Source organism: Nocardia sp. CA-145437 (genome assembly GCF_050956485.1).
Classification (GTDB): domain Bacteria; phylum Actinomycetota; class Actinomycetes; order Mycobacteriales; family Mycobacteriaceae; genus Nocardia.
The window spans coordinates 6,290,062-6,313,230 of the sequence record NZ_CP191204.1 but is presented as its reverse complement, the minus strand read 5'-3'; the positions used below and the strand labels follow the sequence as shown (position 1 = coordinate 6,313,230).

General features: G+C 69.4%; 22 protein-coding genes. 9 read left to right on the top strand and 13 right to left on the bottom strand.

The features are described 5' to 3' along the window. Nucleotides 1-145 precede the first annotated feature (145 nt). Together ACQPYY_RS29400 and ACQPYY_RS29395 are read right to left on the bottom strand one after the other, a co-directional pair. Entirely contained in the window at nucleotides 146-1,135 is a 990-nt protein-coding gene (locus ACQPYY_RS29400; RefSeq protein WP_379093101.1) for an ornithine cyclodeaminase family protein, read from the bottom strand. Further along, entirely contained in the window at nucleotides 1,132-2,220 is a 1,089-nt protein-coding gene (locus ACQPYY_RS29395) for a TauD/TfdA family dioxygenase (protein WP_433594761.1), read from the bottom strand. The genes ACQPYY_RS29400 and ACQPYY_RS29395 overlap by 4 nt, the downstream gene beginning before the upstream one ends. A gap of 236 nt (nucleotides 2,221-2,456) precedes the next feature. Here ACQPYY_RS29395 and ACQPYY_RS29390 point away from each other — a divergent pair, with 236 nt between their 5' ends. The 6 genes from ACQPYY_RS29390 to ACQPYY_RS29365 all read left to right on the top strand — a co-directional run bounded on the left by ACQPYY_RS29390 (nucleotide 2,457) and on the right by ACQPYY_RS29365 (nucleotide 8,641). Beyond that, complete coding sequence (locus tag ACQPYY_RS29390) at nucleotides 2,457-3,188, top strand: lytic transglycosylase domain-containing protein (protein ID WP_433591777.1); 732 nt, start codon at nucleotides 2,457-2,459, stop codon at nucleotides 3,186-3,188. A 220-nt stretch (nucleotides 3,189-3,408) separates the two neighbouring features. Beyond that, entirely contained in the window at nucleotides 3,409-4,695 is a 1,287-nt protein-coding gene (eno, locus tag ACQPYY_RS29385; protein WP_379093107.1) for a phosphopyruvate hydratase, read from the top strand. Between the two features lie 51 nt (nucleotides 4,696-4,746). Beyond that, the gene (locus ACQPYY_RS29380; protein WP_433591776.1) at nucleotides 4,747-5,427 is read left to right on the top strand and encodes an FtsB family cell division protein; all 681 of its coding nucleotides are present in this window, start codon (nucleotides 4,747-4,749) and stop codon (nucleotides 5,425-5,427) included. Beyond that, nucleotides 5,424-5,972 carry a DUF501 domain-containing protein gene (locus tag ACQPYY_RS29375; RefSeq protein WP_357091942.1) on the top strand — a complete coding sequence of 183 codons (549 nt, stop codon included), beginning with the start codon at nucleotides 5,424-5,426 and terminating at the stop codon, nucleotides 5,970-5,972. The genes ACQPYY_RS29380 and ACQPYY_RS29375 overlap by 4 nt, the downstream gene beginning before the upstream one ends. Nucleotides 5,973-6,024: 52 nt before the next feature. Next, nucleotides 6,025-7,041, top strand: coding sequence for an exopolyphosphatase (locus tag ACQPYY_RS29370; RefSeq protein ID WP_433591775.1), 1,017 nt, complete (start codon nucleotides 6,025-6,027; stop codon nucleotides 7,039-7,041). 133 nt (nucleotides 7,042-7,174) lie between these two features. Then, nucleotides 7,175-8,641 carry a peptide MFS transporter gene (locus tag ACQPYY_RS29365; RefSeq protein WP_433591774.1) on the top strand — a complete coding sequence of 489 codons (1,467 nt, stop codon included), beginning with the start codon at nucleotides 7,175-7,177 and terminating at the stop codon, nucleotides 8,639-8,641. 4 nt (nucleotides 8,642-8,645) lie between these two features. On the opposite strand, the gene ACQPYY_RS29360 is transcribed toward ACQPYY_RS29365, so the two are convergent. Both ACQPYY_RS29360 and ACQPYY_RS29355 read right to left on the bottom strand, forming a co-directional pair. Beyond that, nucleotides 8,646-8,957: a YciI family protein gene (locus ACQPYY_RS29360; RefSeq protein WP_433591773.1), complete on the bottom strand. Its 312-nt coding sequence runs from the start codon at nucleotides 8,955-8,957 to the stop codon at nucleotides 8,646-8,648. Nucleotides 8,958-9,108: 151 nt separating this feature from the next. Further along, nucleotides 9,109-10,590, bottom strand: a complete 1,482-nt coding sequence (locus ACQPYY_RS29355) for an MDR family MFS transporter (RefSeq protein WP_379093122.1) — start codon at nucleotides 10,588-10,590, stop codon at nucleotides 9,109-9,111. A 307-nt stretch (nucleotides 10,591-10,897) separates the two neighbouring features. Between ACQPYY_RS29355 and ACQPYY_RS29350 the strand changes: the two genes are divergently transcribed. Then, nucleotides 10,898-13,720 (top strand): ATP-binding protein, encoded by a 2,823-nt coding sequence (locus ACQPYY_RS29350; protein ID WP_433591772.1) that lies wholly within the window; start codon nucleotides 10,898-10,900, stop codon nucleotides 13,718-13,720. Between the two features lie 11 nt (nucleotides 13,721-13,731). On the opposite strand, the gene ACQPYY_RS29345 is transcribed toward ACQPYY_RS29350, so the two are convergent. From ACQPYY_RS29345 to ACQPYY_RS29315, 7 genes are all read right to left on the bottom strand, one after another. Next, a complete protein-coding gene (locus ACQPYY_RS29345) occupies nucleotides 13,732-14,550 on the bottom strand; it encodes an alpha/beta fold hydrolase (RefSeq protein ID WP_379093128.1) in 819 nt (272 codons plus the stop codon). A gap of 74 nt (nucleotides 14,551-14,624) precedes the next feature. Continuing rightward, nucleotides 14,625-14,993 carry a nuclear transport factor 2 family protein gene (locus ACQPYY_RS29340; RefSeq protein ID WP_379093131.1) on the bottom strand — a complete coding sequence of 123 codons (369 nt, stop codon included), beginning with the start codon at nucleotides 14,991-14,993 and terminating at the stop codon, nucleotides 14,625-14,627. Between the two features lie 100 nt (nucleotides 14,994-15,093). Next, nucleotides 15,094-15,504, bottom strand: coding sequence for a hypothetical protein (locus tag ACQPYY_RS29335; protein WP_379093134.1), 411 nt, complete (start codon nucleotides 15,502-15,504; stop codon nucleotides 15,094-15,096). Nucleotides 15,505-15,709: 205 nt separating this feature from the next. Further along, nucleotides 15,710-16,555, bottom strand: coding sequence for a 3-hydroxybutyryl-CoA dehydrogenase (locus tag ACQPYY_RS29330; RefSeq protein ID WP_357091916.1), 846 nt, complete (start codon nucleotides 16,553-16,555; stop codon nucleotides 15,710-15,712). A 108-nt stretch (nucleotides 16,556-16,663) separates the two neighbouring features. Then, the gene (locus ACQPYY_RS29325) at nucleotides 16,664-17,344 is read right to left on the bottom strand and encodes a hypothetical protein (protein WP_433591771.1); all 681 of its coding nucleotides are present in this window, start codon (nucleotides 17,342-17,344) and stop codon (nucleotides 16,664-16,666) included. 9 nt (nucleotides 17,345-17,353) lie between these two features. Continuing rightward, complete coding sequence (locus ACQPYY_RS29320; protein WP_433591770.1) at nucleotides 17,354-18,175, bottom strand: SGNH/GDSL hydrolase family protein; 822 nt, start codon at nucleotides 18,173-18,175, stop codon at nucleotides 17,354-17,356. 24 nt (nucleotides 18,176-18,199) lie between these two features. Continuing rightward, the gene (locus ACQPYY_RS29315) at nucleotides 18,200-18,874 is read right to left on the bottom strand and encodes a hypothetical protein (protein ID WP_433591769.1); all 675 of its coding nucleotides are present in this window, start codon (nucleotides 18,872-18,874) and stop codon (nucleotides 18,200-18,202) included. A gap of 72 nt (nucleotides 18,875-18,946) precedes the next feature. Here ACQPYY_RS29315 and ACQPYY_RS29310 point away from each other — a divergent pair, with 72 nt between their 5' ends. Further along, entirely contained in the window at nucleotides 18,947-19,468 is a 522-nt protein-coding gene (locus ACQPYY_RS29310; RefSeq protein ID WP_433591768.1) for a MarR family winged helix-turn-helix transcriptional regulator, read from the top strand. A 179-nt stretch (nucleotides 19,469-19,647) separates the two neighbouring features. Continuing rightward, nucleotides 19,648-21,792 (top strand): LuxR C-terminal-related transcriptional regulator, encoded by a 2,145-nt coding sequence (locus ACQPYY_RS29305; RefSeq protein WP_433591767.1) that lies wholly within the window; start codon nucleotides 19,648-19,650, stop codon nucleotides 21,790-21,792. 17 nt (nucleotides 21,793-21,809) lie between these two features. On the opposite strand, the gene ACQPYY_RS29300 is transcribed toward ACQPYY_RS29305, so the two are convergent. After that, complete coding sequence (locus ACQPYY_RS29300) at nucleotides 21,810-22,160, bottom strand: hypothetical protein (RefSeq protein WP_433591766.1); 351 nt, start codon at nucleotides 22,158-22,160, stop codon at nucleotides 21,810-21,812. A 150-nt stretch (nucleotides 22,161-22,310) separates the two neighbouring features. Beyond that, nucleotides 22,311-23,165 carry a hypothetical protein gene (locus tag ACQPYY_RS29295; protein WP_433591765.1) on the bottom strand — a complete coding sequence of 285 codons (855 nt, stop codon included), beginning with the start codon at nucleotides 23,163-23,165 and terminating at the stop codon, nucleotides 22,311-22,313. Between the last annotated feature and the right edge of the window lie 4 nt (nucleotides 23,166-23,169).

The window sequence follows — 23,169 nt, the reverse complement described above, 5'->3', positions numbered from 1 at the left end:
GCTGCCCCTCGGGCGCGGCGATAGCCAACATGCATGAGAGTGTCGTTCGAAACGTTAGACCCGAGCGGTTATCGATTGGATCAATGTCGCGAATAACCGTTTCGGGTGAATTTCTGAGGCGAATCCAGCCGGTCAATTCCGGCGATCAGTCCCAGAGCGAAACCTCGGTGCCCCGTCCCTCGGCAATGGCGCGATTGGCCAGCGCGTGCGCGACGGCGATATCGGTGAGCACCAGCCCGCTGTTGTACACGAAGATTCGTTCGTCATCGGAGATCCGGCCGACGGCGCGATGCCCCAGGATCTGGGGTAGCTCGGCGTCGACCCGGCGTAGTCGGCCGTCCGGGCCCGCCATATCGGTTCCGGTGAGCGCCATCTGCTCGGCGCTGGTGGCGATCACGCGATCGGCGTGCACCAGGGTGGAGGGGGCCAGGCCGTAGCCGACCAGCACCACGGTCGAGCCGGGCGCGAGATCCTCGGAGTCGATGGCGACCTCGGTACCCGGACCCGCGGTGGCGAGGACGACGTCCGCCTCCCGCGCCGCCGCGTTGGGGTCGTCGACGGTCTCCAGTTCCGCGTGCGGATGGTGGTGCAGCAGTTGCCGATACACGGCTTCCAGGCCTTCGGGGTGGGTGCCGTAGAGCATGAGCCGGTTCAGTTGCGGGTTCGCCGCCAGCAGGTGGGGCAGCGCGTTGCGCCCCTGGGTGCCGGTGCCGATCAGCAGCGCGCTGCGCGCACCCGGCCGGACGCATTCGCGTACCAGCAGAGCCGAGACCGCGGGTGTGCGCAGCGCGCCGACGCGGGCGCAATCCATCAGCGCGATGGGTGTTCCCGTGGAGTCGTCGTAGAGCGAGATGGTGGTGAAATACCGCTTGTTGGAGCGGTCGTGGTGCGGGTCGAACTTGTAGCTGGTTTTCATCGCCACCACCCGGCGGCGGCCGTCGCGGCCCAGCATGGCGTACGCGACCGACCAGCCGTCCGGGTGTGCCACGCTCAGCTTCCGCGGGTTGTCCGAATCGCCGCCCGCCAGTGCGAGATACGCGTCCTCGACCGCGCGGACCACCTCGGCGGGGCTGATCGGGACATCCGCCAGGTCGCTGCGGCTGAGAACCCGGAGCGGGGTGGGGCGATAGTTCACGGGTGCTGTCCTCTGGTCGTGCTGAAGGGGGCGACGACGCGCTGGCCGTAGCCGTCCTCCTCGGCTTCGGCGGCGGCGCGGCGGCGTTGGGGCAGACGGATATTCACCCGCTTGAGCCAGCGGTCGGTGCCGTCGTAACGCGGCGCGAAAGGCACCCTGCCGTGGACCACGGAATCATTGTCCACCAGCAATAGCTCGCCGGGAGCCAAAGCGACCGCGCGACTTACCCGGTGCAATTCGCCGGTCAAATGCTGGTAGGCGCAACGAAATTCGTCGTCGGCCTGGTCGAGCGGGGTGTACGCGGGGTCGAAACGCAGTGTCGGCCCGTCGGCGTCGGCCCCGACGGTGGGGATCGGCGGCGCGGTCTCCTCACCGAAGTCGGCGCCGTAGGAGACGTCGGGCAGGATCGGCAGCCGGGCGGCGCGCAGGATGTCCCATTGCGCCGCATCGAGTTCCACCTGACGGATCGAGGACACGGTGGTGGCGACCCGGTCGGGGTTGCGCAGGCAGCTCAGCATCAGCAGGTTGGCGCGCCGCGGGTGGAAGGCGTCCTCGGTGTGCGGGCTGAGCAGTGCCGTGCTGCTGGCCCCGGACTGCTCGTGCTCGTGCCCGGGAGTGGGCAGGATGTTGTTGACCAGTCGCCCGGCCTGCTGTCCCTGCCAGCCGAACGGCTCACCGGCGCACCGGGCCAGCAGCAGCAGGGCGATGTCGAGTTCGAACGAGGTGGACCGCCGCGACCGGTCTCCGGCCCAGGCCGCGGCCTCCTCCCAATTGAACGGGGTCGGGCCGAGCGCGTCCTCGTCGATCGGTAGCCGGCCGATGACCGCGACGCCCGCGGACGTGGTGGGCGGGCGCATGGCCTCGTGCACGACGTCGGGCAGCCTGCCGTATTTGGCGTCGATGTGGCGCAACAGGACCGGATGCGAGAGGGTGGCCGCAATCGCGGGGGTAGCGCCGACTGTGACGGCGATCTCAGCGGCGAGGTAGCGGATCGCGCGGGTCGCGGATTCCGGCAGGTCGCGCCGCTCGAATGGTTCGAGCTTTTCGGGGTGGAGCGGTTTACGTTCGGAGAGAACGCTTTTCACCAACGGAAGGGCCTTCCTGGCGTGGGCGGGGGCATGGTGATCTTGGCTCGACCGAAGACGGTATTGCCCCCGCGGAATTTTGGCAAGGCTTACCTAAGGGTGTGTCGTAGAAATAGCGAATAGGTATAGGATGCCCGCGCGGAGGGTAATCGAATCGGCCTCGTTCGGGCGAACCGCGTTGACGTTTCTCGCCTGCGCGCCGATCCATCTGGATGATGAACGGTGTGCGTATCCGAATGGCCGGCCTCCGAGCCCCGCTGACCCGCGCCGGCCTGGTGGGCGCGGCCGTCGCTCTCCTCGTGCTGACCGGTTGCGGGACAACCCATCTCACCCCGGTGCCCGACGACATGCCGCCCCGAGCAGGCGCACCGGTGCCCGCGATCGATCTGGATGCCCCGGGCCGCACCGCGATTCAGCTCCGCGACTGGGCGAAGGAACAGCGCGAATCGACCGGCATCCCGGTGCTCGCGCTCGAGGCGTACGGGTACGCGGCCGCGGTGCTGGCCCGCTCCAAGCCCGAATGCGGGATCGGCTGGACCACCCTGGCGGGCATCGCCAGCGTCGAGAGTCAGCACGGCACCCACGCCGGTTCCCGCATCGCCGACGACGGCACGGTGTCGCCCCCGATCCGCGGCCTGGCCCTGGACGGTTCGCCGGGCCGCGCCCGCATCCTCGATGTCGGCGCCACCGACGCGAACCCGGTCTACGCCCGCGCCATGGGCCCGTTCCAGTTCATCCCCGAGACCTGGAAGCGCTGGGGCGTGGACGCCAACGGCGACGGCAAGATCGATCCCGACAACATCGACGACGCCGCCCTCACCGCCGCCCGCTACCTCTGCGCCATGGGTGGCGACCTGACCGCCGCGCCCGGCTGGCAGCAGGCCCTGCTCACCTACAACCAATCCACCAGCTACATGAATACCGTCCGGTATCGCGCCGCCGCCTACAGCGTGGGCCGCACCGTCTGACACCTGGAGTTCGCGGCCCGTCTCGATTCCGGACTGCGGCTGGATAGACCTCCGCCTTGGAGCGGGGGAGCGAAGCGGAGGAGGGAAAAGTCGAGGCCGCAGGGGCCGCGAACCGGCCCCGGAGCGTAGCGGAGGGGCAAATTCAACACTGCTAGGCTTTTCGGCAGCACGGCGACAGCCGTGCGACCTGCCGAGTCAGCAGCCGAAGGAGTGTCGTTTCGTGGCCATCATCGAACAGGTCGGAGCTCGCGAGATCCTGGATTCTCGTGGCAACCCCACTGTCGAGGTCGAGATCGCTCTCGACGACGGCACCCTCACCCGTGCGGCCGTGCCCTCCGGCGCGTCCACCGGTGAGCACGAGGCCGTCGAGCTGCGTGACGGTGGCGACCGCTACCAGGGCAAGGGTGTGCAGAAGGCCGTCGAGGGCGTCCTCGACGAGATCGCCCCGGCCGTGATCGGTCTCGACGCCGTCGAACAGCGCACCGTCGACCAGACCCTGCTGGATCTGGATGGCACCCCGGACAAGTCCCGCCTGGGCGCCAACGCTCTGCTGGGCGTGTCGCTGGCCGTGGCCCGCGCCGCCGCCGAGTCCTCGGGCCTGGAGCTGTTCCGCTACGTCGGCGGCCCGAACGCCCACGTGCTGCCCGTCCCGATGATGAACATCCTCAACGGTGGCGCGCACGCCGACTCCGGCGTCGACGTCCAGGAGTTCATGATCGCCCCCATCGGCGCGCCGACCTTCAAGGAGTCGCTGCGCTGGGGTGCGGAGGTCTACCACACGCTGAAGTCGGTGCTGAAGGCTCAGGGCCTGTCCACCGGCCTGGGCGACGAGGGCGGTTTCGCGCCGTCGGTCGCCAACACCCGCGCCGCCCTGGACCTGATCGTCTCCGCGATCGAGAAGGCCGGTTTCAAGCTGGGCAGCGAGATCGCGCTGGCGCTCGACGTGGCCGCCACCGAGTTCTACACCACCGGTGAGGGTTACAAGTTCGAGGGCAAGCTGCACACCGCGGCCGAGATGTCGGACTTCTACGCCGGCCTGCTCGGCGCGTACCCGATCGTCTCGATCGAGGACCCGCTGTCCGAGGACGACTGGGACGGCTGGGTCGCGCTGACCGACCAGATCGGCGACAAGGTGCAGCTGGTCGGCGACGACCTGTTCGTCACCAACCCGGACCGCCTGGAAGAGGGCATCGCCAAGGGCGCGGCCAACGCGCTGCTGGTGAAGGTCAACCAGATCGGCACCCTGACCGAGACCCTGGACGCGGTCGAGCTGGCCCACCGCAACGGCTACAAGACGATGATGAGCCACCGGTCCGGCGAGACCGAGGACACCACCATCGCCGACCTGGCCGTGGCCGTCGGCTCCGGCCAGATCAAGACCGGCGCCCCGGCTCGCTCCGAGCGGGTCGCCAAGTACAACCAGCTGCTGCGTATCGAGGACGCCCTGGGCGACTCGGCGCGCTACGCCGGTGACGCGGCCTTCCCGCGTTTCGCGTTCGAAGGCTGACATAGTCGAAGGCTGAGAAGGCAATCGATCAGCTGACTTTCGAGGTGTGAGATGACGGAGCGACGGGCGCGCGGTACCAGTCCTGCGGGACGAAGTGACCGGCGCCCGTCGCGCTCCACCCGGTCCAAGACCGCCTCGGGCGGGAAGCGGACCGAAACCGCCACCGCGGCGTCCAAGTCGGGCGCGGTCCCCAAGACCGCGAGCAAGACCCGGACGGCGGCGGTGAAGGCCACGGCCAAGCGCCGCACCACGCCCGCCGCGAATTCCGAACGGCACGAACGCAAGATCCTGGGCCTGTCCACGGGGCGCGCGGTCCTGCTGGCCGCGGTGCTGGCGGGCCTGGCGCTCACCCTGGCGGTCCCGCTGCGCACCTACTTCACCCAGCGCGCCGATGCCGCCGAACTGGCCACCCAGCACCGTCAGCTGGAAGAGGACGTCTCGGTCCTGCGTGATCGCCGTGCGCAGCAACAGGATCCGAACTACATCAAGGCCGAGGCCCGGGACCGCCTGCGCCTGGTGATGCCGGGGGACACCCCCTACATCGTGCAGATCCCCGAGATCGAGCAGCCGGCCATCCCGACCCAGCCCGCCAAGCCGCGGGAGCCCGACCCCTGGTACACGCAGGTGTGGCACAGCATCTCGTCGCCGCAACCGGTCGCCGCCCCCGCACCCACCACCACTCCGGCGCCGCCCCCGCCGCCCGTACCCTCCGAGGAAGGACAACCCAGGTGACCGCAGCCGAGAACGAACCCAGCGAGCGCGATCTCGCGATCGTCGCCGAGCAACTGGGCCGGGCTCCGCGCGGCGTGCTCGCCATCGCGTACCACACCCCGGACGGCCTGCCCGCGGTCGTGAAGACCGCGCCCAAATTGCCCGACGGCACGCCCTTCCCGACCCTGTACTACCTGACCGACCCGCGGCTGACCGCCGAAGCGAGCCGGCTCGAGACCACGGGCTTGATGCGCGACATGTCCGAACGCCTCACCCGCGATCCGGAACTGGCCGCCGCCTATCGCGCCGCGTACGACAGCTACCTGGCCGAACGCAATGCCATCGAGGACCTGGGCACCGACTTCGCCGGGGGTGGCATGCCCGACCGGGTGAAGTGCCTGCATGTCCTGATCGCGCATTCCTTGGCCAAGGGGCCGGGGCTCAATACGCTCGGTGACGAGGCCGTCGCCCTGGCGGCCGACCACGGCCTGCGCGGCACCGCCATCCCCGCCGACTGGCCGAAATACGACCAGTACCGCACCGATTCGGCCACCGGCGACGCCTGACCCGGCGCGTCCGCCGGAGTCGTTCGGCACCACTCGAATTCAGAGGTCACTGATGAGCAATGCGGAATTCGCCCAGAGCTCGGCGGCTGCCGGAGACACGGCGGCCGAAGGACACGGGCGGATCGCGGCGATCGACTGCGGCACCAATTCGATTCGTCTGCTGATCGCCGACGCCACCCGGGACGAGGCGGGCGCGCCGCACCTCACCGACGTGCACCGCGAGATGCGGATCGTGCGCTTGGGGCAGGGCGTCGACGCGACCGGCGCGCTGAATCCCGAAGCGATCGAACGGACCCGGGCCGCGCTGCGCGACTACGTGGACCTGATGCTGAAGCACGGGGTGACCCGGGTGCGGATGGTCGCCACCTCCGCCACCCGCGACGCCTCCAATCGCGAGGACTTCTTCGGCATGACCGGCGAGGAGCTGGGCCGGGTGGTGACCGGGGCACAGGCCGAGGTCATCACCGGTGACGAGGAGGCGCGGCTGTCGTTCGCGGGCGCGGTCGGGGAACTGTCCAGCGCCGCCGGGCCTTTCGTGGTGGTCGACCTCGGCGGCGGGTCCACCGAGGTGGTGCTCGGCGACGCCGCCGGTGTGCAGTCGGCGTATTCGGCCGACATCGGTTGCGTGCGGATCACCGAGCGGTGCCTGCACGGCAATCCGCCCACCCGCGAGGAGGTCGCGTCCGCGCGGTTCTTCGCCTCCGAGCGGCTGGCGCAGGCCTTCGGCGTGGTGCCGGTGGAACGCGCGCGCACCTGGGTGGGCGTGGCCGGGACCATGACCACGATCGCGGCGGTCGCGCTGGATCTGCCCGAATACGATTCGGAGCGAGTGCATCTCACCCGGATGCCGCTGTCGGAGCTGCGCCAGGTGTGCGATCGGCTGATCGGCATGAACCACGACGAGCGGGCCGCGCTCGGGCCCATGCACCCGGGCCGGGTGGATGTGATCGGCGGTGGCGCGGTGGTTGCTGAGGTGCTGGCCGATGAGCTGGCGCGGCGGGCCGGGATCTCCGAACTGATTGTCAGCGAGCACGATATCCTGGACGGCATCGCGCTTTCGATTGCCTGATAAGGCCATTCTTCAAGCGAATTCGAGGGCATTTATCCGATGCCGAGGTCGGGCCGACCTTCCCCTGGGAAAATGTGACGTAAGTTAACCCACGAGGTTGCTGTCAGATTGCCCCATATGGGAGGGTCTCGGTATGTCAGGAGTAGCACACGACGCGAAACCGGCCACTGAACGGACCCTGTTCGGCCATCCCATCGGTATCGCGAATTTGTTCGGCGTCGAGTTGTGGGAACGGTTCTCGTTCTACGGGATGCTCACCATTCTCGGCTACTACCTGTACTACTCGACCACCGACGGCGGCCTGGGCATGGCCGAGTCGACCGGGCTCGGCATCGTCGGCGCGTACGGCGGTCTGGTCTACCTGTCGACGGTGCTCGGCGCGTGGGTGGCCGACCGGCTGCTCGGTTCCGAGCGGACCGTCTTCTACGGCGGCGTCGTCGTCATGGCCGGTCACATCGCACTGGCGATCCTGCCCGGACTGGCCGGCGTCGGCGTCGGTCTGGTGCTGGTCGCGCTGGGTTCGGGTGGTCTGAAGGCCAACGCGTCCTCGTTGCTGGGCACCCTCTACGACAAGGACGACCCGCGCGCGGACGGCGGCTTCACCCTCTTCTATCTGGGCATCAACCTGGGCGCCTTCGCGGGCCCGCTGATCACCGGCCTGCTGCAGGACCACATCGGCTTCCACTACGGCTTCGGTGCGGCGGCGATCGGTATGGCGATCGGCCTCACCCAGTACGTCGTCTTCCGCAAGAACCTCGGCGAGCACGGCCGCGACGTCCCGAACCCGTTGCCGCGCACCGAGATCCCCAAGGTGATCGCCGTCCTGGCCGCCTTCGCCGTGATTGTCGCGATCGCCGCGGCCACCGGGCTGGTGACCCTGTCCAACCTGCCCAATGTCACCACCGGCGTCATCACCGCCGCCTCGATCGTCTACTTCGGCATCATGCTGACCAGTGCCAAGGTCACCCCCGTGGAGCGCACCCGAGTCCGCGCCTACATGCCTCTCTTCATCGCCAACGCCGTCTTCTGGTCGCTGTTCCAGCAGATCTTCACGGTCCTGTCGGCCTACTCCGACAAGCGCATGACCTGGTCCATCCTCGGCTGGACCGCTCCCTCCAACTGGATCGGCTCCATGGAACCGGTCTGGATCATCGCCCTGTCGCCGCTGTTCGCCGTCATGTGGACCCGCCTCGGCACGCGCGCCCCCAGTACCCCGCGCAAGTTCTCCCTCGGCGTCATCGGCATGGGCGCGGCGTTCCTCCTCTTCACCCTCTTCTCCGGCACCGAGGGCAAATCGGTGTCCTTCGTCATCGTCTTCTTCATCCTCGGTGCCTTCGCCGTCTCCGAGCTCATGCTCTCCCCGATCGGCCTCTCGGTCACAACGAAGCTGGCCCCCAACGCCTTCCGAGCCCAGATGATGGCCCTCTACTTCTTCTCGGTCGGCATCGGCACCTCCATGTCCGGCGTCCTCGCCAAGTACTACGACCCCTCCCACGAACTCGCCTACTTCGGCATCACCGGCCTGGTGGCCATCGCCGTCGGCATCGTCGTCTGGAGCCTGTCCCCGTGGATCAGCCGTCACATGGAAGGCGTGCACTGACCGGTCACATGCCGGGCATCGCCAGGAACTCGTAAACCTCGATGGTGCCGCCGGATTCGGTGTGCGGATGGTCCTTCAAGACGGCCTGGACGGATTCGCCGGACTCCGCCTGGAGGATCGAGAAGCCGCCGATGCCGCCGTCGGCGTTCACCGAACCGGGTCCCAGCGGGGAACCGAGGTCGACGAGTGCGTCTCCGGCGCGGGCGGCCCAGTCCATCCAGGCCCGCATTCCGGCCGCCATGTCCTCGGGGGAGCTCTGTGCCATCTGCTCCCGGGCGGACTGGTCAGATTTGTAGAGCACGAGGAATTTGGTCATCGGTGGCTCCTGAGTGTCGCCCGGCCGACTCCGGTTGACCGGGTCAATTCCCGATTGTTTGCTCATCGTATGCCGACCGTCCGATGGGTGGGCGGGAACGCGAAAGCGCCCGCGGCGGTCGGCCGCGGGCGCTGTCGGTGTGCCGGGAAGGTCAGTCCTTGACCAGCTGCGGGGCGTCGTCGAGCTCGTCCAGGGTGTCCGGGATCTGCTCGCCGTGCGCCGGGGCGTCGGAGCGGTTGGGGAGCAGGACCGCCATCACGATGACGATCAGCGCCAGGCCCGCCGAGACCAGGAAGGCCAGGCGCATGCCGTCGAGGTGGGCGTTGAGCGGGTTCTCGCCGCCGTCGACCAGGTGGGTGGCCCGGGAGGTCATGACCGTGATGACCAGGGCGGTGCCGAAGGCGGCGGCCACCTGCTGGAGGGTGCCGAGCATCGAGCTGCCGTGGGAGTACAGGTGCATGGGGAGCGCGCCCAGGCCCAGGGTGAAGACCGGGGTGAAGGCGGCGGCCAGGGACACCATCAGCAGGATGTGCAGGGCGACCAGGGCGGCGTAGGGGGTGGTGAGCGAGATCTGGGTGAAGCCGACCAGGGCGGCGGTGATGCCGATCGAGCCGGGGATCACCAGGACCCGTCCGCCGAAGCGGTCGAAGATCTTGCCCACGGTGGGACCGAGCAGACCCATGGCCAGGCCGCCGGGCATGACCAGCAGACCGGTCTGCAGCGGGGTGAGTTCCCGCAGGGTCTGCAGGTACAGCGGCAGCAGGATCATCGAGCCCATCATGGCCAGGAAGGCCACGGCCATCAGGACCAGCGCCTTGGCGTAGGTGCCCGACAGCAGGACACGCAGGTCCAGCAGCGGGGTGCCGTTGCGCTGCAGCGAGATCTGACGGACCACGAAGATGGCGACCAGGGCCAGACCGCCGGCCACGAACAGGGCCGGGGTGGCGACGCTGCCGGAACCGAACTTGCTCAGGCCGTACACCAGACCGCCGAAACCGAAGCCCGCGAACACCACACTGAACCAGTCGATCGAACCGGCCTGCGGCTCACCGACATTCTCCAGGTTGCGCAGACCGAACACGGTCACCGCACCGGCGATCGGCAGGACCAGCACGAACAGCCAGCGCCAGGAACCGTAATTGAGCACCGCGCCGGAGATGACCGGTCCCATGGCCGGGGCCACCGAGATGGCGAGGGTGACGTTGCCCATCACGCGGCCGCGATCCTGCTCGGGAACCACGGTCATCAGCGTGGTCATGAGCAGCGGCATCATGACGGCGGTGCCGCCGGCCTGGATGACGCGCGCGATCAGCAGCACGGCGAACGACGGCGCGACCGCGGCGAGCGCGGTGCCGACCAGGAAGACGCCCATGGCGATGGCGTACGCGCGGCGGGTGGAGACCCGCTGCAGGAACCAGCCGGTCACCGGAATGACCGCGGCCATGGTGAGCATGAAGACGGTGGACACCCACTGCGCGGACCGCTCGGTCACGTGGAGATCGGTCATGAGCCGCGGAATCGCGTTGATCATGATGGTCTCGTTGAGGATCACCGTGAAGGTCGCGAGCACCAGCAACCGGATGACCGTTGGTGTCCGCTGCTTGGTCGAGCTCGCGGATAGGTCGGCGGGCATCGGTAAACCTCCGGGGTGTTCGTGTACGAGGGGTGGGGTGGTCCGCGGAATCGGTGATCGCCGTCCGGGTGCCACATCGATGCAGACGGGTACTGATCGCTCAACTCATCGGTCGGCGACAAGTATTCCGGCGGGGTCCGACAGAATTCATCCGATTATCGGGTGTCTCACCGCTGAGCGGGATGCTGAATATGTGCTCTCACCAGTGCTTATGACTGCCCGAAAGATCGAAAGGTGAGGCAGGTCACGATTTTCCGCAGCCGCCGGGCCGGCGGCCCCCGTTCTGGGACCGGCCATGATGGACGGTGTGAGAACGACCGTGGCCGAACAACTTCCGCCGCTGCGTGGACGTGAGCGGGAGCAACAGGCGCTCGGCGCGCTGATCGACGGCGCGCGCGAGGGCCGCAGCGGGGTCCTGGTGTTGCGCGGCGAGGCCGGGATCGGCAAGACCGCGCTGCTGGAGGATGCCGCCGCGGGTGCGGAGGGATTGCGGGTGCTGCGCGGCACCGGCCTCGAGGCCGAGGCGGAATTGCCGTTCGCCGGTCTGCAATTACTCCTCACCCCCGCGCTGGACCGGCTACCCGCCCTCCCCGAACCCCAGCGCGACGCACTGTCCGCCGCCCTCGGACTCGGTCCCGGCGGCCGTGAGCCCATGCTCACCGGCCTGGCCGTGCTGTCCCTGCTCGCCGAGTACGCGGACGGCGCCGCGGTGCTGGTCGTCGTCGACGACGCCCAATGGCTCGACCGCGCCTCGCGGGACGCGCTGTTGTTCGCGGCGCGGCGGCTCCGAGCCGAGGGCGTGGTCCTGCTGTTCGGCGTCCGTGACGGCGAGGGTTCCTTCGAGGCGGCCGGCCTGCCCGAGCTGCGACTGACCGGTCTGTCACCCGAGGCCGCGGCCACCCTGCTCGACGAGCGCGCCTTCCGCGCCGCCGAGAATTCCTCCGGTGCCGACGGGCGTTCGTCCGGCGTGGACGGGCGTTCCTCGGGCGTGGATGGGCTACGGCTCAGTCCGGCGGTGCGGTACCGGCTGCTCGCGGAAGCGCGCGGCAATCCGCTGGCCCTGCGCGAACTGCCGTTGGCCATGACCACCGAAGCCGCCTCCGATCTCGCCGCGGGCGCGCTGCCGCTGACCGATCGCCTGCGCGTGGCTTTCCACGGCCGGATCAGCCGGCTGCCGGAGGCCACCCGGACGCTGCTCACGGTGCTCGCCACCGACGAATCCGGGGAACCTGGGATCGTCCTGCGCGCGGCGGCGAGTCTGGGCGCGGGTGTCGACGATCTCGCGCCCGCCGAGGCCGCGGATCTGCTGCGGCGCGACACCGGTGTCTCGATCACGTTCCGTCATCCCTTGATCCGCGCGGCCGTCTACCAACGTGCGCCGCTGGGACAGCGTTTGGCCGCGCACCGGGCCCTCGCCGATGCCCTGGACGCGCCCGAGCAGTCGGATCGGCGCGCCTGGCATCTGGCGGCCGCCGCCCTCGGCCCCGATGCCGAGGTGGCGGATGCTCTGGAGCGCACCGCCATGCGAGCCCGTGAGCGCGGCGGTCATACGGCCGCGGCCGCCGCCTACGATCGGGCGGCCCGGCTCAGCGACCGGCCGGAGGATCGCACGCGCCGGCAGACGCTGGCCGCTCAGGCGGCGCTGGAATCCGGCGATCTGGAGCGGGCCGGAGACCTGGCCCGGCGGACGGCCCGCGAGGTGAGTTCGGAGTCGTTGCGCGCCGGCCTCTCCCAGGTGCAGGCGCTGGCCAAGTTCTGGCAGGGCGAGTTCCCCGGCGCGCATCGGCTGTTGATCGACGCGGCCGCGAGCATCGCCGCCGACGATCCGGAGCAGGCCGCGGGAATGCTGGTGCAGGCCATCCACACCGGCTGGTACCTGGGCGAGCCGGAACTGGCCGACGTGCTGAAGCGCCTGGGCGACCTGCGCCTGACGGACGAGCCGGCCGTGACACCGGTCGTGCGGTTCCTCGGCAGACTGTTCGACACCGGCCCCGGCGCGCCACTGTCCCTCGCCGAAACTCTCGCCGAGATCCGTTCCCGTGGTGAGGTTTCCGACCAGGTGCTGCTGATCCTGTGTGGCGTGGCGCTGGCTCGTGGCCAGGACGGTCCCGCCTTCGACCTGGCTGTATCCCTGGCCGTCCGCCATCGCGCGGCGGGTGCGGCGGGCCGCTTGCCGACGGTGCTGTTCTTCGCCGCCGAGGCCGACATCTTCACCGGCCGCCTGACCGACGCACGCACCGCCACCGTCGAAGCCCGCGATCTCGCGCGCGATACCGGCCAACAGCAGTGGGTGCGCCAACTCAGCAGTGTGCTGGCGCATCTCGACGCCTTGCGCGGTGATGAAGCCGAGTGCCGTGCGCACGCCGAACTGGGCCTGGAAGGGAACACCCCCGGATCGATCGCCCCCGGCGCGCCCTGGGCGCACTGGTCGCTGGGTCTGCTCGACCTCGGCGCCGGTCGTGCCGAGTCCGCGCTCTCCCGCTTCGAGCGTTTGACGAAAGTCCCCTTCAGCCACCACATCTGCGCCACCCGCTCGATTCCCGACCTGGTCGAGGCCGCCGTCCGGCTCGGAGCCCCGGATCGCGCCGCCGCACCTGTCGCGAAGCTGGCGGGCTGGGCGGAATCGGTGGGCCAACCCTGGGCCGAGGCCCTGGTGCTGCGCTGCCGCGCCCTGCTCGACGACGACCACGCCGAGGACCTCTACACCCGGGCCCTGGCGATCCACGATCGCGAGGCCCGTCCCATCGAATTCGCCCGCACCGCACTGCTGTACGGCGAATGGCTGCGCCGAGCCCGCCGCAAGTCCGAGGCGCGCACCCACCTGACCGAGGCCCTCGAGGTCTTCGACCGCCTGGACCTGCGCCCGTGGGCCGGGCGAGCCCGCCACGAGCTGTCGGCGGCGGGAGCCCCCGCCGCCGATGCGGCCGGGGCGGTGTCGACCGCCACCGGCCTGACCCCGCAGGAGTTGCAGATCGTCCGCCTGGCCGCCGAGGGCCTGTCCAATCGCGATATCGCCGCCCAGCTGTTCCTGAGCCACCGCACCGTCGGCTACCACCTGTACAAGGCGTACCCGAAGCTCGGGGTGACCTCCCGTGGCGAATTGAAAGGTATTGCCGCGCAGCTGCGTTGATCGCGGTGCCGTCACGCCTTGACGAATTCGAGCAGGTCGGCGTTCACCTGGTCGGCGTGGCTGCGGTACAGCCCGTGCCCGGCGGTCGGGTACTCCTTCAGCACCGCCTCGGGGTAGAGCCGCACGGCCTGGTGGCTGCTGACCTCGATCGGAATGGACTGGTCGTGCAGGCCGTGCAGCAGCAGGGTGGGCACCGCCAGCGCGGCGACATCGGCGCGGTGGTCGGTGCGGGCCACCGCCTTCTGCACCTCGAGCGCCGCGATGGGGGAGCAGCTCATGCTGCGCTGCACCTCGGCCTCGATCGCCGCCGCGGACACCCGAGTGCCCAGGTGGGTGGCGAAGTAGCCCTGCGCCCGGTCGGCCAGCCATTGGGCGCGGTCGGCGCGCAGGTCGGCCGTGGAGGCGTCGATCATCGCGGCGGGGACGCCGACCGGGTTGTCCTCGGTCTGGAGCAGGTACGGAATCGCGGGTCCCAGCAAGGCGATTCGCGCTACCCGGTCCGCGCCGTGGCGGGCGAGGTAGCGGACGGCTTCCGCGGCGCCGGTGGAGTGCGCGATCAGGATCGCGTCCCGCAGGTCCAGGTGCTCGAGCAGCGCGGCGAGATCGTCGGCGCGGGTGTCGGTGTCGTAGCCGGACGACGGGCGGTCGGAACGCCCGTGGCCGCGGCGGTCGAGCAGGACACAGCGGTAGCCCTGCTCGAGGAAGAACGGCACCTGACACTCCCACATGTCGGTGGGCAGGGCCCAGCCGGAGATGAACACGAGCGGCGTGCCGGTGCCGTAGTCCTCGTAGGCGAGCGTGGTGCCGTCGGTGGGAGTGGTGAAGAACATGGGAATCCCCTTGTCGTACCGAAGTTTCGGTGGAGGGCCGGGCGGGGATCGCGCGCCGCCCGGCCGGTCGTGGGTCAGAGTCCGGCCGGGACCTGGTCGAGGAAGCCGTAGACGCGCTCGATGCGCCCGTCGGCGGCGAGGGCGGCCACGTCGAAGCCGATCACCAGCGGTTCCGCGCCGGGGGCGCCCAGGTGCCAGGTGAATCGGGCGATGTGGTGGTTGGCGTCCACGGCCCCGCCGAGGGTGAACTCGAGCCCGGCGAACTGCGCCTGCACGGCGGCGATGGTGGCGTCGAGTCCGGCGTGCCCGCGCACCGACACCAGCGGGTCGGTGTATTCGGCGTCCTCGGTGAAGAGTTCGGCGACCTGCGCCGCCCGCCGGGCGGCGTCGGTGGTGTTCCAGGCGGCCAGGTAGCGCTGCACGAGTTCGGTGATGTCACTCATTGTCGTTCTCCTCGGTTCGTGTGAACTTGATGAGGACAACGTTATGAAGATCGCGGCGACCGGGAATCTGTCGTCATTAGGTACTGACGACCGGTCTCGCTCAGCCGAGGTGTTCGATCCGCTTCTTGGTGGTGTTGACCGGCGAATTCAGCGTCAGGTCCAGCACGGTGACCGTCACGTCGGTGAGCGCCCCCGACTGGAACTTGGCCGATTCCCCGAACAGCTGGACCGGATTGACCGTGACGGTGGCCTGCTGCGGCTGCCCGGCGCACACGACCGGCGCGAGCGTGCTGCCATTGACCCCGGACCCCTGATAGGGCGTCGCCCGCACGGTCACCGACAGCGCGGCGGCCGGTCCGGTACACAAATACGAAATCGTGATCACGGCATTGCCATTGGTCTCTCGCGCGCTGTCGACGGCCAGCGCGGGAATGGCCTGCGCGTTACCGGCGGCCAGGGTGACGGCGGCGGCGAATGCGCCGAGGGCGGTGACGAGGCTGCGTGCGTGCACGGTTGTTTCCTTGCTGTTCCGGAACCGATTCACTGTTTCCTGCACCAGATTTCAGGAAGTCAGCGGCGCATCGCGGGTCAGGGTAGTGCATAACAAACCAACCATGCTGGACAATTGACAAGTTCGTGACCGTAATTCGTTCGCCCGCAGCCGGACACGAATCGGCCGCCCGCACTCCGGGTGCGGGCGGCCGAATTCGGGTGAATCAGTAGGTGTAGAAACCGCGGCCGGTCTTGCGGCCCAGGTAGCCCGCGTCGACCATACGGCGCAGCAGCACCGGCGGCGCGTACTGCGGCTCACCGAACTCGGCGAACAGCGACTCGGCGACCGCGAGGGTGACGTCCAAGCCGACGGTGTCGCACAGGCGCAGCGGGCCCATCGGGTGGGCGCAGCCGCTGACCATGCCCTCGTCGATGTCCTCGGCGCTGGCGAAGCCGGTCTCGAACATGCGGATCGCGCTGCACAGGTACGGGATCAGCAGGGCGTTGACGATGAAGCCCGCCTGGTCCTTGGACTCGATGGTGCGCTTGCCCAGCACGTCGCGGGCGTAGCCGGTGACCTTGTCGACCACCGCGCGGTCGGTCTTGAGGGTGACCACGATCTCGACCAGCGGCAGCACCGGCACCGGGTTGAAGAAGTGGACGCCGACCACGCGCTCCGGGTGGGCGGTGGCGTTGGCCAGCCGGATCACCGGGATGGAGGAGGTGTTGGTGGCCAGGATGGTCTCGGGGGAGACGATGCCGTCGAGCTTGGTGAAGAAGTCGGCCTTGAGCGACTCGATCTCCGGCGCGGCCTCGATCACCAGCTCCCGATCGGCGAAGTCGTCGATCGAGGTGGTCAGGGCGATGCGGGCGCGGGCCTCGTCGGCGGCGGCCTGCTCGAGCCGCCCGGACTTCACCGCGCGCGCCAGCGACTTCTCGATCCGCTCCACCGCGGCGTCCGCCGCCTGGGTGTCGCGCTCCAGGATCAGGACCGACCCGCCCGCGCGGGCCGCCACCTCGGCGATACCGGCACCCATGGTGCCGCCACCGATCACGCCAATGCGTTCCACGAAATCTCCTTGTACTCGAGTTACTCGGGCACCATCTTCCTGGACCGCCCGCACCCACTCTCAGCTGGGCGGACATTGTGAGGTACACCGCACACCCGGCGCCGGTCGTCAGAGCGGAGCGGTGATGGTGGTGAAGTACTGGACCGCCGCCAGGACCGCCACGGGCGCGGTCACCAGCATTTGGCCGGCGATGGTGCCCAGCGTCCCGATCGCGACCACACCGCCCAGGCATCCGACCACCGCGCCGGGCAGGAACGGGCCGAAGAGTCCGACAATGGTGGCCGCGGCGACCGTGGCGCCCACCGCCGCGCCCAGCACGCAACCGACCGCCGCCCCGCCGACACCGCCGACCAGGGTGCCCAGGACCGCGCCCATGCCGATGGTGCTGTTCATGCGATTCCAGGCGGCCTGCTCGCGTTGATAGGGCGTCTGGAATCCGGCGGAGTCCTCGAACGGCAGCGCGACCAGAGCGTAGACGGCGTGGGCGGGATCGAGGTCGGGGACCAGCGTCGCGGTCCGGTCGGTGAGGGAGGCCGCGATCGGGAAGACGAAATCGTCCACCCGGAAGGACATTTCGGCTCCGGCGAGCACGGCGCCGCCGGGCGCGGCGATGGTGAGCACCCCGTCCCGCAGGGCGAGGACGCCGTCCTCCACGGTGATGACCGCGGCATCGCCGACCTGGGCGGCGGTGACCGCCACCGCGTCATCGGATGCGGCGGAAGCGGTCGGCTGGGTCGCGCACACGCCCGCGGCCAGCAGGGGAGCGAGGGCGATCATGGTCATTCGCATGGGATGCCCTCACGCCATCGCCGCGAGCGCCGACACCACGGCCCGGGCGACGGCGACCTGACCCACGGGGGTGAGGTGCACGCCGTCCGGCTCGTAGAGCCGATGACCCGAGTCGGGGCGGGTGACGGTGAGCGTATCGATCACCGGTTCCGGCCGCTCGCGCAGCGACCGCGCGGTGTCCTCGTGATCGGCCGCGCGCCAGCTGATTCCGGCCTGCCGGAACGGCGGGAAGGACGCGATCAGCGACTCGTCGGCATCGGTCGGGGTGAGCCAGACCCAGCGTGCGCCGCTGAGCCGTACCCCTTCGTCGTGCAGGACGCCCAGATTGCGCGCCGTCTCCTCGGCGCTGACCACACGCGGCCCGTCGGGGCCGAGGCGCTGCGCGTCGTTCGCGCCGAGCTGGCACAGGACCCAGTCGGGGCGTTGAAACCCCAGCGCCGCAATGCTTTTCAGGGTGTTCGTGGTGGTGGCGCCGGTGACCGCCAGATTGAGCAGGGTGATCGCGTCTCCCGGCCGTCGTAGTTCGAGCAGGTGGCGCAGGATCTCGAACCAGGACAGTCGATCCGCGGTGCTGCTCTCACCGAGCGCTACCACACGGGCGCCGGGTGTGAACGGGAGCCGGTCGACCTGTTCGGCGACCGCGTCCTCGGTCAGCAGATCCGCCGCCGCGGCTCGCGCCCGCGTCGTGAATTCCTCGCGCAGCGACCGATATCCGTCGGATTCGAGGCCGAACAGCGCGGCCACGTGGGCGTCGTCGATGCCGTTCAGATAGGGGAGCGACAGCTCGGGCCGCTGGAACCGCACCAGTTTGGTGATCATCGGGGTGGTCATCCGGGGTTCTCCTGGAACTGTGAATTACGAACGGGGAATAAGGAATCCGGCGGCGATCAACCAGGCCATGCCGGTGAAGCGCGCGATCGGCAGCAGGAAGGCCGCCGCGGTGAGGGCCAGCGCCGCGGTGGTGCACAGGGCGATGACGGCGATCACCAGGCCGGCGCTGATCAGCCAGGGGGCGAGCAGCTGTCGCGGCATGGCGCTCATTGCGATTCCCGCGATGAGCAGGCCGGTGGCCATCACGTTGGCCGGGCCGCCGCACAGGAACGCGAGCGTGTGCAACCCGCGGACCAGAGCCGGATCGTTCACCACCTCGGGCACGGTGAGCGCCCAGCTGACGAGTCCGGAGCAGATCAGGAACACGACAGCGAGCGCGCCGCCGATCGCGGCGAGCGCGGGCCCGAAGCCGTCGGCGACCCGCCGCAGCCGGGCCGCGGCCGCCGCCGTGTAGAGGGTCAATGGGATGGCGCTCGCGTACTGCAACACCGCACCGGTCCGCACGGCCGAGGGGTGGTCGCGGAAGTAGGCGAGCGCGTCCCCGGCCTCCCCGAAGGGTGATGGGAATGGGCTGCCACCTGCGCGGATGGTGCTGATGGCGAGTCCGGCCACGAACAGTCCGGCGACGGCGACGCCGAGACTGCCCAGGGGTGGCTCGAGTGCCGCGGGCTTGGGGATGGCGGGGGATTCGGCAGACATGACGGAGGGTTCCGTTCTCTTGCATGAATCGTTCTCTGCTGTGAACGATTGCCTGCCGTGTACGATAACGCCGTGGCCGAAGCGAAGCAAGAGGAATCCGGGCGAGCGCAGCCGACCCGCCCGATGCGCGCGGTCGCCTTCCAACTCGCTCAGCTGGGCGCGCAGGCCACGCAACGGTTCTCGGAGCGAATCGCCGAAATCGGACTCACCCCACCGGAAGTCGGCATCCTGCGGATGATCGTCGCGGAGCCGGGCCGCAGTCAGCGCTCACTCGCCGCCGAACTCGGTGTCGTCCCCAGCCGGGTGGTCGCCCTCATCGACCCCCTCGACACCAAGGGCCTCATCGAACGCCGCCGCAGCCCCGCCGACCGCCGCAACCACGAACTGCATCTCACACCGGCGGCGGGAGAACTCCTCGCCCAGCTCGGCGCGATCGCCTTCGCGCACGAACGCGAACAGACCGCGGCACTGTCGGACGACGAATATCGGCAGCTCGCCGATCTCTTGGATCGTCTGGTCGCGGCTCGCGACCTGACCCCGGGCGTGCACCCCGGATACGCGTCCCCGACCCCGGAACCGGCGCCCGGGAACTGATCCGGCGCCGAACCGGACAACCTATCCCACCCGCGGTGCCCGGGGACACCGGCAAGTTTCTGCCAGCTCCGTGCCGGTGAAATCGGGGGCACTGTCGAGGCGCGGACCTCGGGAACCGGTCCTAGACTGCGGCTTTGGGGGACGACTGCCGGATTTCGATCGGATGGGATGCCTTCGCGATGCCTGACAGCTACAGAATTCCCGCGCTACTCGAGCGGAAAGGCCAGGTCGACGAGGTTCGGCGGCTCATCGCGGACCCTCGGGTCCGGGTACTGACGGTGACCGGGATCGCGGGGGTGGGTAAGAGCCGACTGGCCGCCGAAGCCGTACAGGACGGAACGTCGCGGGTGGTCGCGGTGGATCTGGCCGAGCCGGCGGATACGCGCGGGGTGTGGTCCGCGATCGAGGCCGAATCCGGAGCCGCGCCTTCGATTCTGTTCCTGGACAATTGTGATCGCCACGTTCGCGCGCTCGCGGACGAGCTTCCGGCGCTGTTGAACCGCTGTCCCGGCCTGACCGTCGTCACCACCAGCCGCCGGGCCTTCGGGCTCTACCAGGAATGCCTGTTCCAGGTGCATCCGCTGCCCACGGCGAGCACCCCGGACATCGAGACGCCGAGCCCAGCCGCGCGATTGCTGCTCGACAGCGTCGAAACCCGTTTCCGGGGAGCGACATCCGTGGACCTCGCGATCGTGGAGGAGATCGCGGCGGCGCTCGGCGGCGTGCCGCTCGCCCTGGAACTGGCCGCGGCCGCCATCGCGCGGTTCGGGGCCGAGCGGACGCTGCGGCGCATCGAATCCGGCCAGCCGCTGCCGCCGTCGCCGTTCGTCGACACGCCTGCCCGGCATCGCACCATCCGCGATTGCCTGGAGTGGGGGACAAGCGATCTGGACCCGCTGTCCACCGACCTGCTGCTGCAGATCGCCACCTCCGACGTGCTCACCGATCTGGAGGAAGTGCTGTTGCTGCTGTGCGGTCAGCAGCGCGACGCCATCGTGGATCGGCTCGCGGACCTGGTCAACCGCAGCCTGCTCGACCACGCGGTCGCCGACAACGGGCACTACACCTACGTCATGTCCGGGTTCACGCGCACCTGTCTGCGGCAGCTGCTCTTCGCGGACCCCGAACGCGCACTGCGGATTCGAGCCATGCGCGCGGCGGGGATGAGTCAGCTCGCCGCCCGTATCGCGCGCATGCTCGACGACCCGGCCCGTCGCCCCGCCGCGGTCCAGCTCGCCGAACGCTGGCACGGCGATCTGGTCGCGACCATCGACTATTTCACGATCCAGGGCGAGGCGGCCCGCGCGGTGCGCATGCTGCGCGAACTCGAGGACGTCTGGATCGAGCGGCGCGCGTTCACCTGGGCGGAGGCGACGCTCATCCGGCTGTCGAAGACCGCGGATCCGACGGCGGCCGCGCTGGGCCGGGAACTACTGGGCCACTGGGCCTTACGCTCCGGCCGCTTCGCGGACGCGGTCGGCCTGCTGACCTCGGCCGTGGAGCCGACCGGTTCGGCAGTCTGGCGACTAGCCGTGGCCTGCTACGAGATGGGGGATACGCAGCGGGCCCGAACCCTGATCGTCAGCGCCCCACCCGCCACCGCCCGTACACCCCGCGAACGCGAGGTCGGCGCACTGGTCGAAGCGCTGGTCCATGTCGACCGTCCCCACGATGGCGAAGGCGACTGGCAGGCCCTGCGCGACCGCATCGCCGCCCTGCCGCACCGCCGCGACCGCCTCGGCCTCCTCGCCGTCCTCGGCCGCACCCTCCTGCGCGCCGGCGCCCCCCAGCACGCGCACGAGGTCTTCCGCCTCGCCCTGCGCACCCCCGACCCGGCCCGCAATCCCGTCGAGATGGTCGTCGCCCTCGAGGGCTGTGCTCGCGCCTATCACGCAGCGGGCGAACACTATTCCGACCACGTACCCCGGCTGTCCGCCGCGGCCCGCTGGATCCGCGACGCCTACGCCCTACCGCAACTCACCGACCACGTGGACATCCCCGATTGCACCCTCGACAGCCATGACCCCGCCATCTCCACCGTCGGCTCCGTCCTCGACATCGACGAGGCCGTCGCCTACGCCCTCTCCACCCCGCCCCTCCCCACCGAACTCCCCGATTCCCCCGTCTCCCGCCTGACGAAACGCCAACTGGAAATCGCCCGCCTCGTCACCGAGGGCATGACCAACCGCATGATCGCCAGCCGCCTCGGCATCGCCGAATGGACCGTCGTCAACCACCTTCGCCAGGTCATGACCAAACTCGACTGCCCGTCCCGCCTCCACGTCGCCCTCGTGATCAAACAGCAAGCCCAGCAAACCGCCTGACCCCCGACCCCGCCCGATCAGCTCGGATGCGGCGCACCCCCGAAGTCGAACGCGATGAACAGCAGGGCCAGAGGAAGGCTGACGATCGCGAACGCCATGGTCGCGGGCACGGCGGCAGCCCGTGTGTGCCGATACCGCGACCCCATCACCCCGATCGCGATGATCGCGGCGAACGTCGCGATCCAGCTGGCCCAATAGCCGACCGAGCCCACGCCGTACTCGACAGGCCCGTCCTGCGTGACGGTGGCGGGCCGGTGCGGGTCGGTGATTCCCACACTGCGCTGAAGCACGATGATCGCGCACGGGTAGAGGAAACCCATTACCGCCCCGGCAATTCCACCCGCAACGCCCCCGGCCGCTTCCAGCACGGCCCCACGCTTCCCATTCATGCGAGGAACTCTCGCCGCCCCGGCTTACCGAATCCTTAACACCCACAAGGGTTCTACGGACCGCTCGTATTCATCAGTGCGTATTGCTCCTGAGCGCGAACGGCCGCGGGTCGTCCTGGTCGGTCCGTGTCACTCGCGGAATTCGAGGATCGGGCCGAATCCGGCGAGCTGGAACACGATGTCGACGAACAAGTCGGGAGGATGGCTTGCGGCGATCGCGGTGCACCAGGTGTCGGATGCCGGGGTGGGGGTCTGGCCCATCGTGGACCAGCCGGTGAAAGGAGTTCCGGTGTAACGGAAAGTCGCTCCTGTCTCGTGCAACTGGTACAGCTCGCCGCCGGTGGCGGCGATGGCGACCGTGGCGGGGTTGCGGTCGAGTTGTTCCCAGCCGGTGAGCGGGGTTCCGGTGTAGCGGAAGATCGCACCCGTTTCGTGCAGTTGGAAGAGCTTGTTGGCGCCGGCGGCGATGGCGACGGTGGCGGGGTTGCGGTCGAGTTGTTCCCAGCCGGTGAGCGGGGTTCCGGTGTAGCGGAAGATCGCACCCGTTTCGTGCAGTTGGTAGAGGTCGTGGCCACCAGCCGCGATGGCGACGGTGGCGGGGTTGCGGTCGAGTAATTCCCAGCCGCTGAACGGCGTTCCCGTGTAGCGGAAGATCGCGCCGGTCTGATGTCGCTGATACAGCCGGTCGGCGGAGGCGGCGATCCCGGCCGTCATCGGGTTGGCGTCGATCGCCTGCCAACCCGTGAAAGGCGGGGCATCAGGCCCGAGCACGAAAAGCGCACCCGTCTCGTGCATTTGGTACAGGTCGGTGTCATTCGCGGCGATGGCCGCGGTGAGGGGATTCCTGTCCAGCTGTTCCCAACCGGTCATCGCGGGACCGGTGAAGCGGAAGACCGCTCCGGTGTCATGCAATTGGTACAGCCTGCTCCCGACGGCGATCGCGCGGGTCGCCGGATTCTTGTCGATCGCGTTCCACTCGGACATGGTC

Coding starts and splice junctions, on each gene's coding strand:
- ACQPYY_RS29390 (WP_433591777.1), top strand. CDS start 2,457: ATGGCCGGCCTCCGAGCCCCGCTGACCCGCGCCGGCCTGGTGGGCGCG.
- ACQPYY_RS29380 (WP_433591776.1), top strand. CDS start 4,747: ATGACGGAGCGACGGGCGCGCGGTACCAGTCCTGCGGGACGAAGTGAC.
- ACQPYY_RS29370 (WP_433591775.1), top strand. CDS start 6,025: ATGAGCAATGCGGAATTCGCCCAGAGCTCGGCGGCTGCCGGAGACACG.
- ACQPYY_RS29365 (WP_433591774.1), top strand. CDS start 7,175: ATGTCAGGAGTAGCACACGACGCGAAACCGGCCACTGAACGGACCCTG.
- ACQPYY_RS29360 (WP_433591773.1), bottom strand. CDS start 8,957: ATGACCAAATTCCTCGTGCTCTACAAATCTGACCAGTCCGCCCGGGAG.
- ACQPYY_RS29355 (WP_379093122.1), bottom strand. CDS start 10,590: ATGCCCGCCGACCTATCCGCGAGCTCGACCAAGCAGCGGACACCAACG.
- ACQPYY_RS29345 (WP_379093128.1), bottom strand. CDS start 14,550: ATGTTCTTCACCACTCCCACCGACGGCACCACGCTCGCCTACGAGGAC.
- ACQPYY_RS29340 (WP_379093131.1), bottom strand. CDS start 14,993: ATGAGTGACATCACCGAACTCGTGCAGCGCTACCTGGCCGCCTGGAAC.
- ACQPYY_RS29325 (WP_433591771.1), bottom strand. CDS start 17,344: ATGCGAATGACCATGATCGCCCTCGCTCCCCTGCTGGCCGCGGGCGTG.
- ACQPYY_RS29320 (WP_433591770.1), bottom strand. CDS start 18,175: ATGACCACCCCGATGATCACCAAACTGGTGCGGTTCCAGCGGCCCGAG.
- ACQPYY_RS29315 (WP_433591769.1), bottom strand. CDS start 18,874: ATGTCTGCCGAATCCCCCGCCATCCCCAAGCCCGCGGCACTCGAGCCA.
- ACQPYY_RS29305 (WP_433591767.1), top strand. CDS start 19,648: ATGCCTGACAGCTACAGAATTCCCGCGCTACTCGAGCGGAAAGGCCAG.
- ACQPYY_RS29295 (WP_433591765.1), bottom strand. CDS start 23,165: ATGTCCGAGTGGAACGCGATCGACAAGAATCCGGCGACCCGCGCGATC.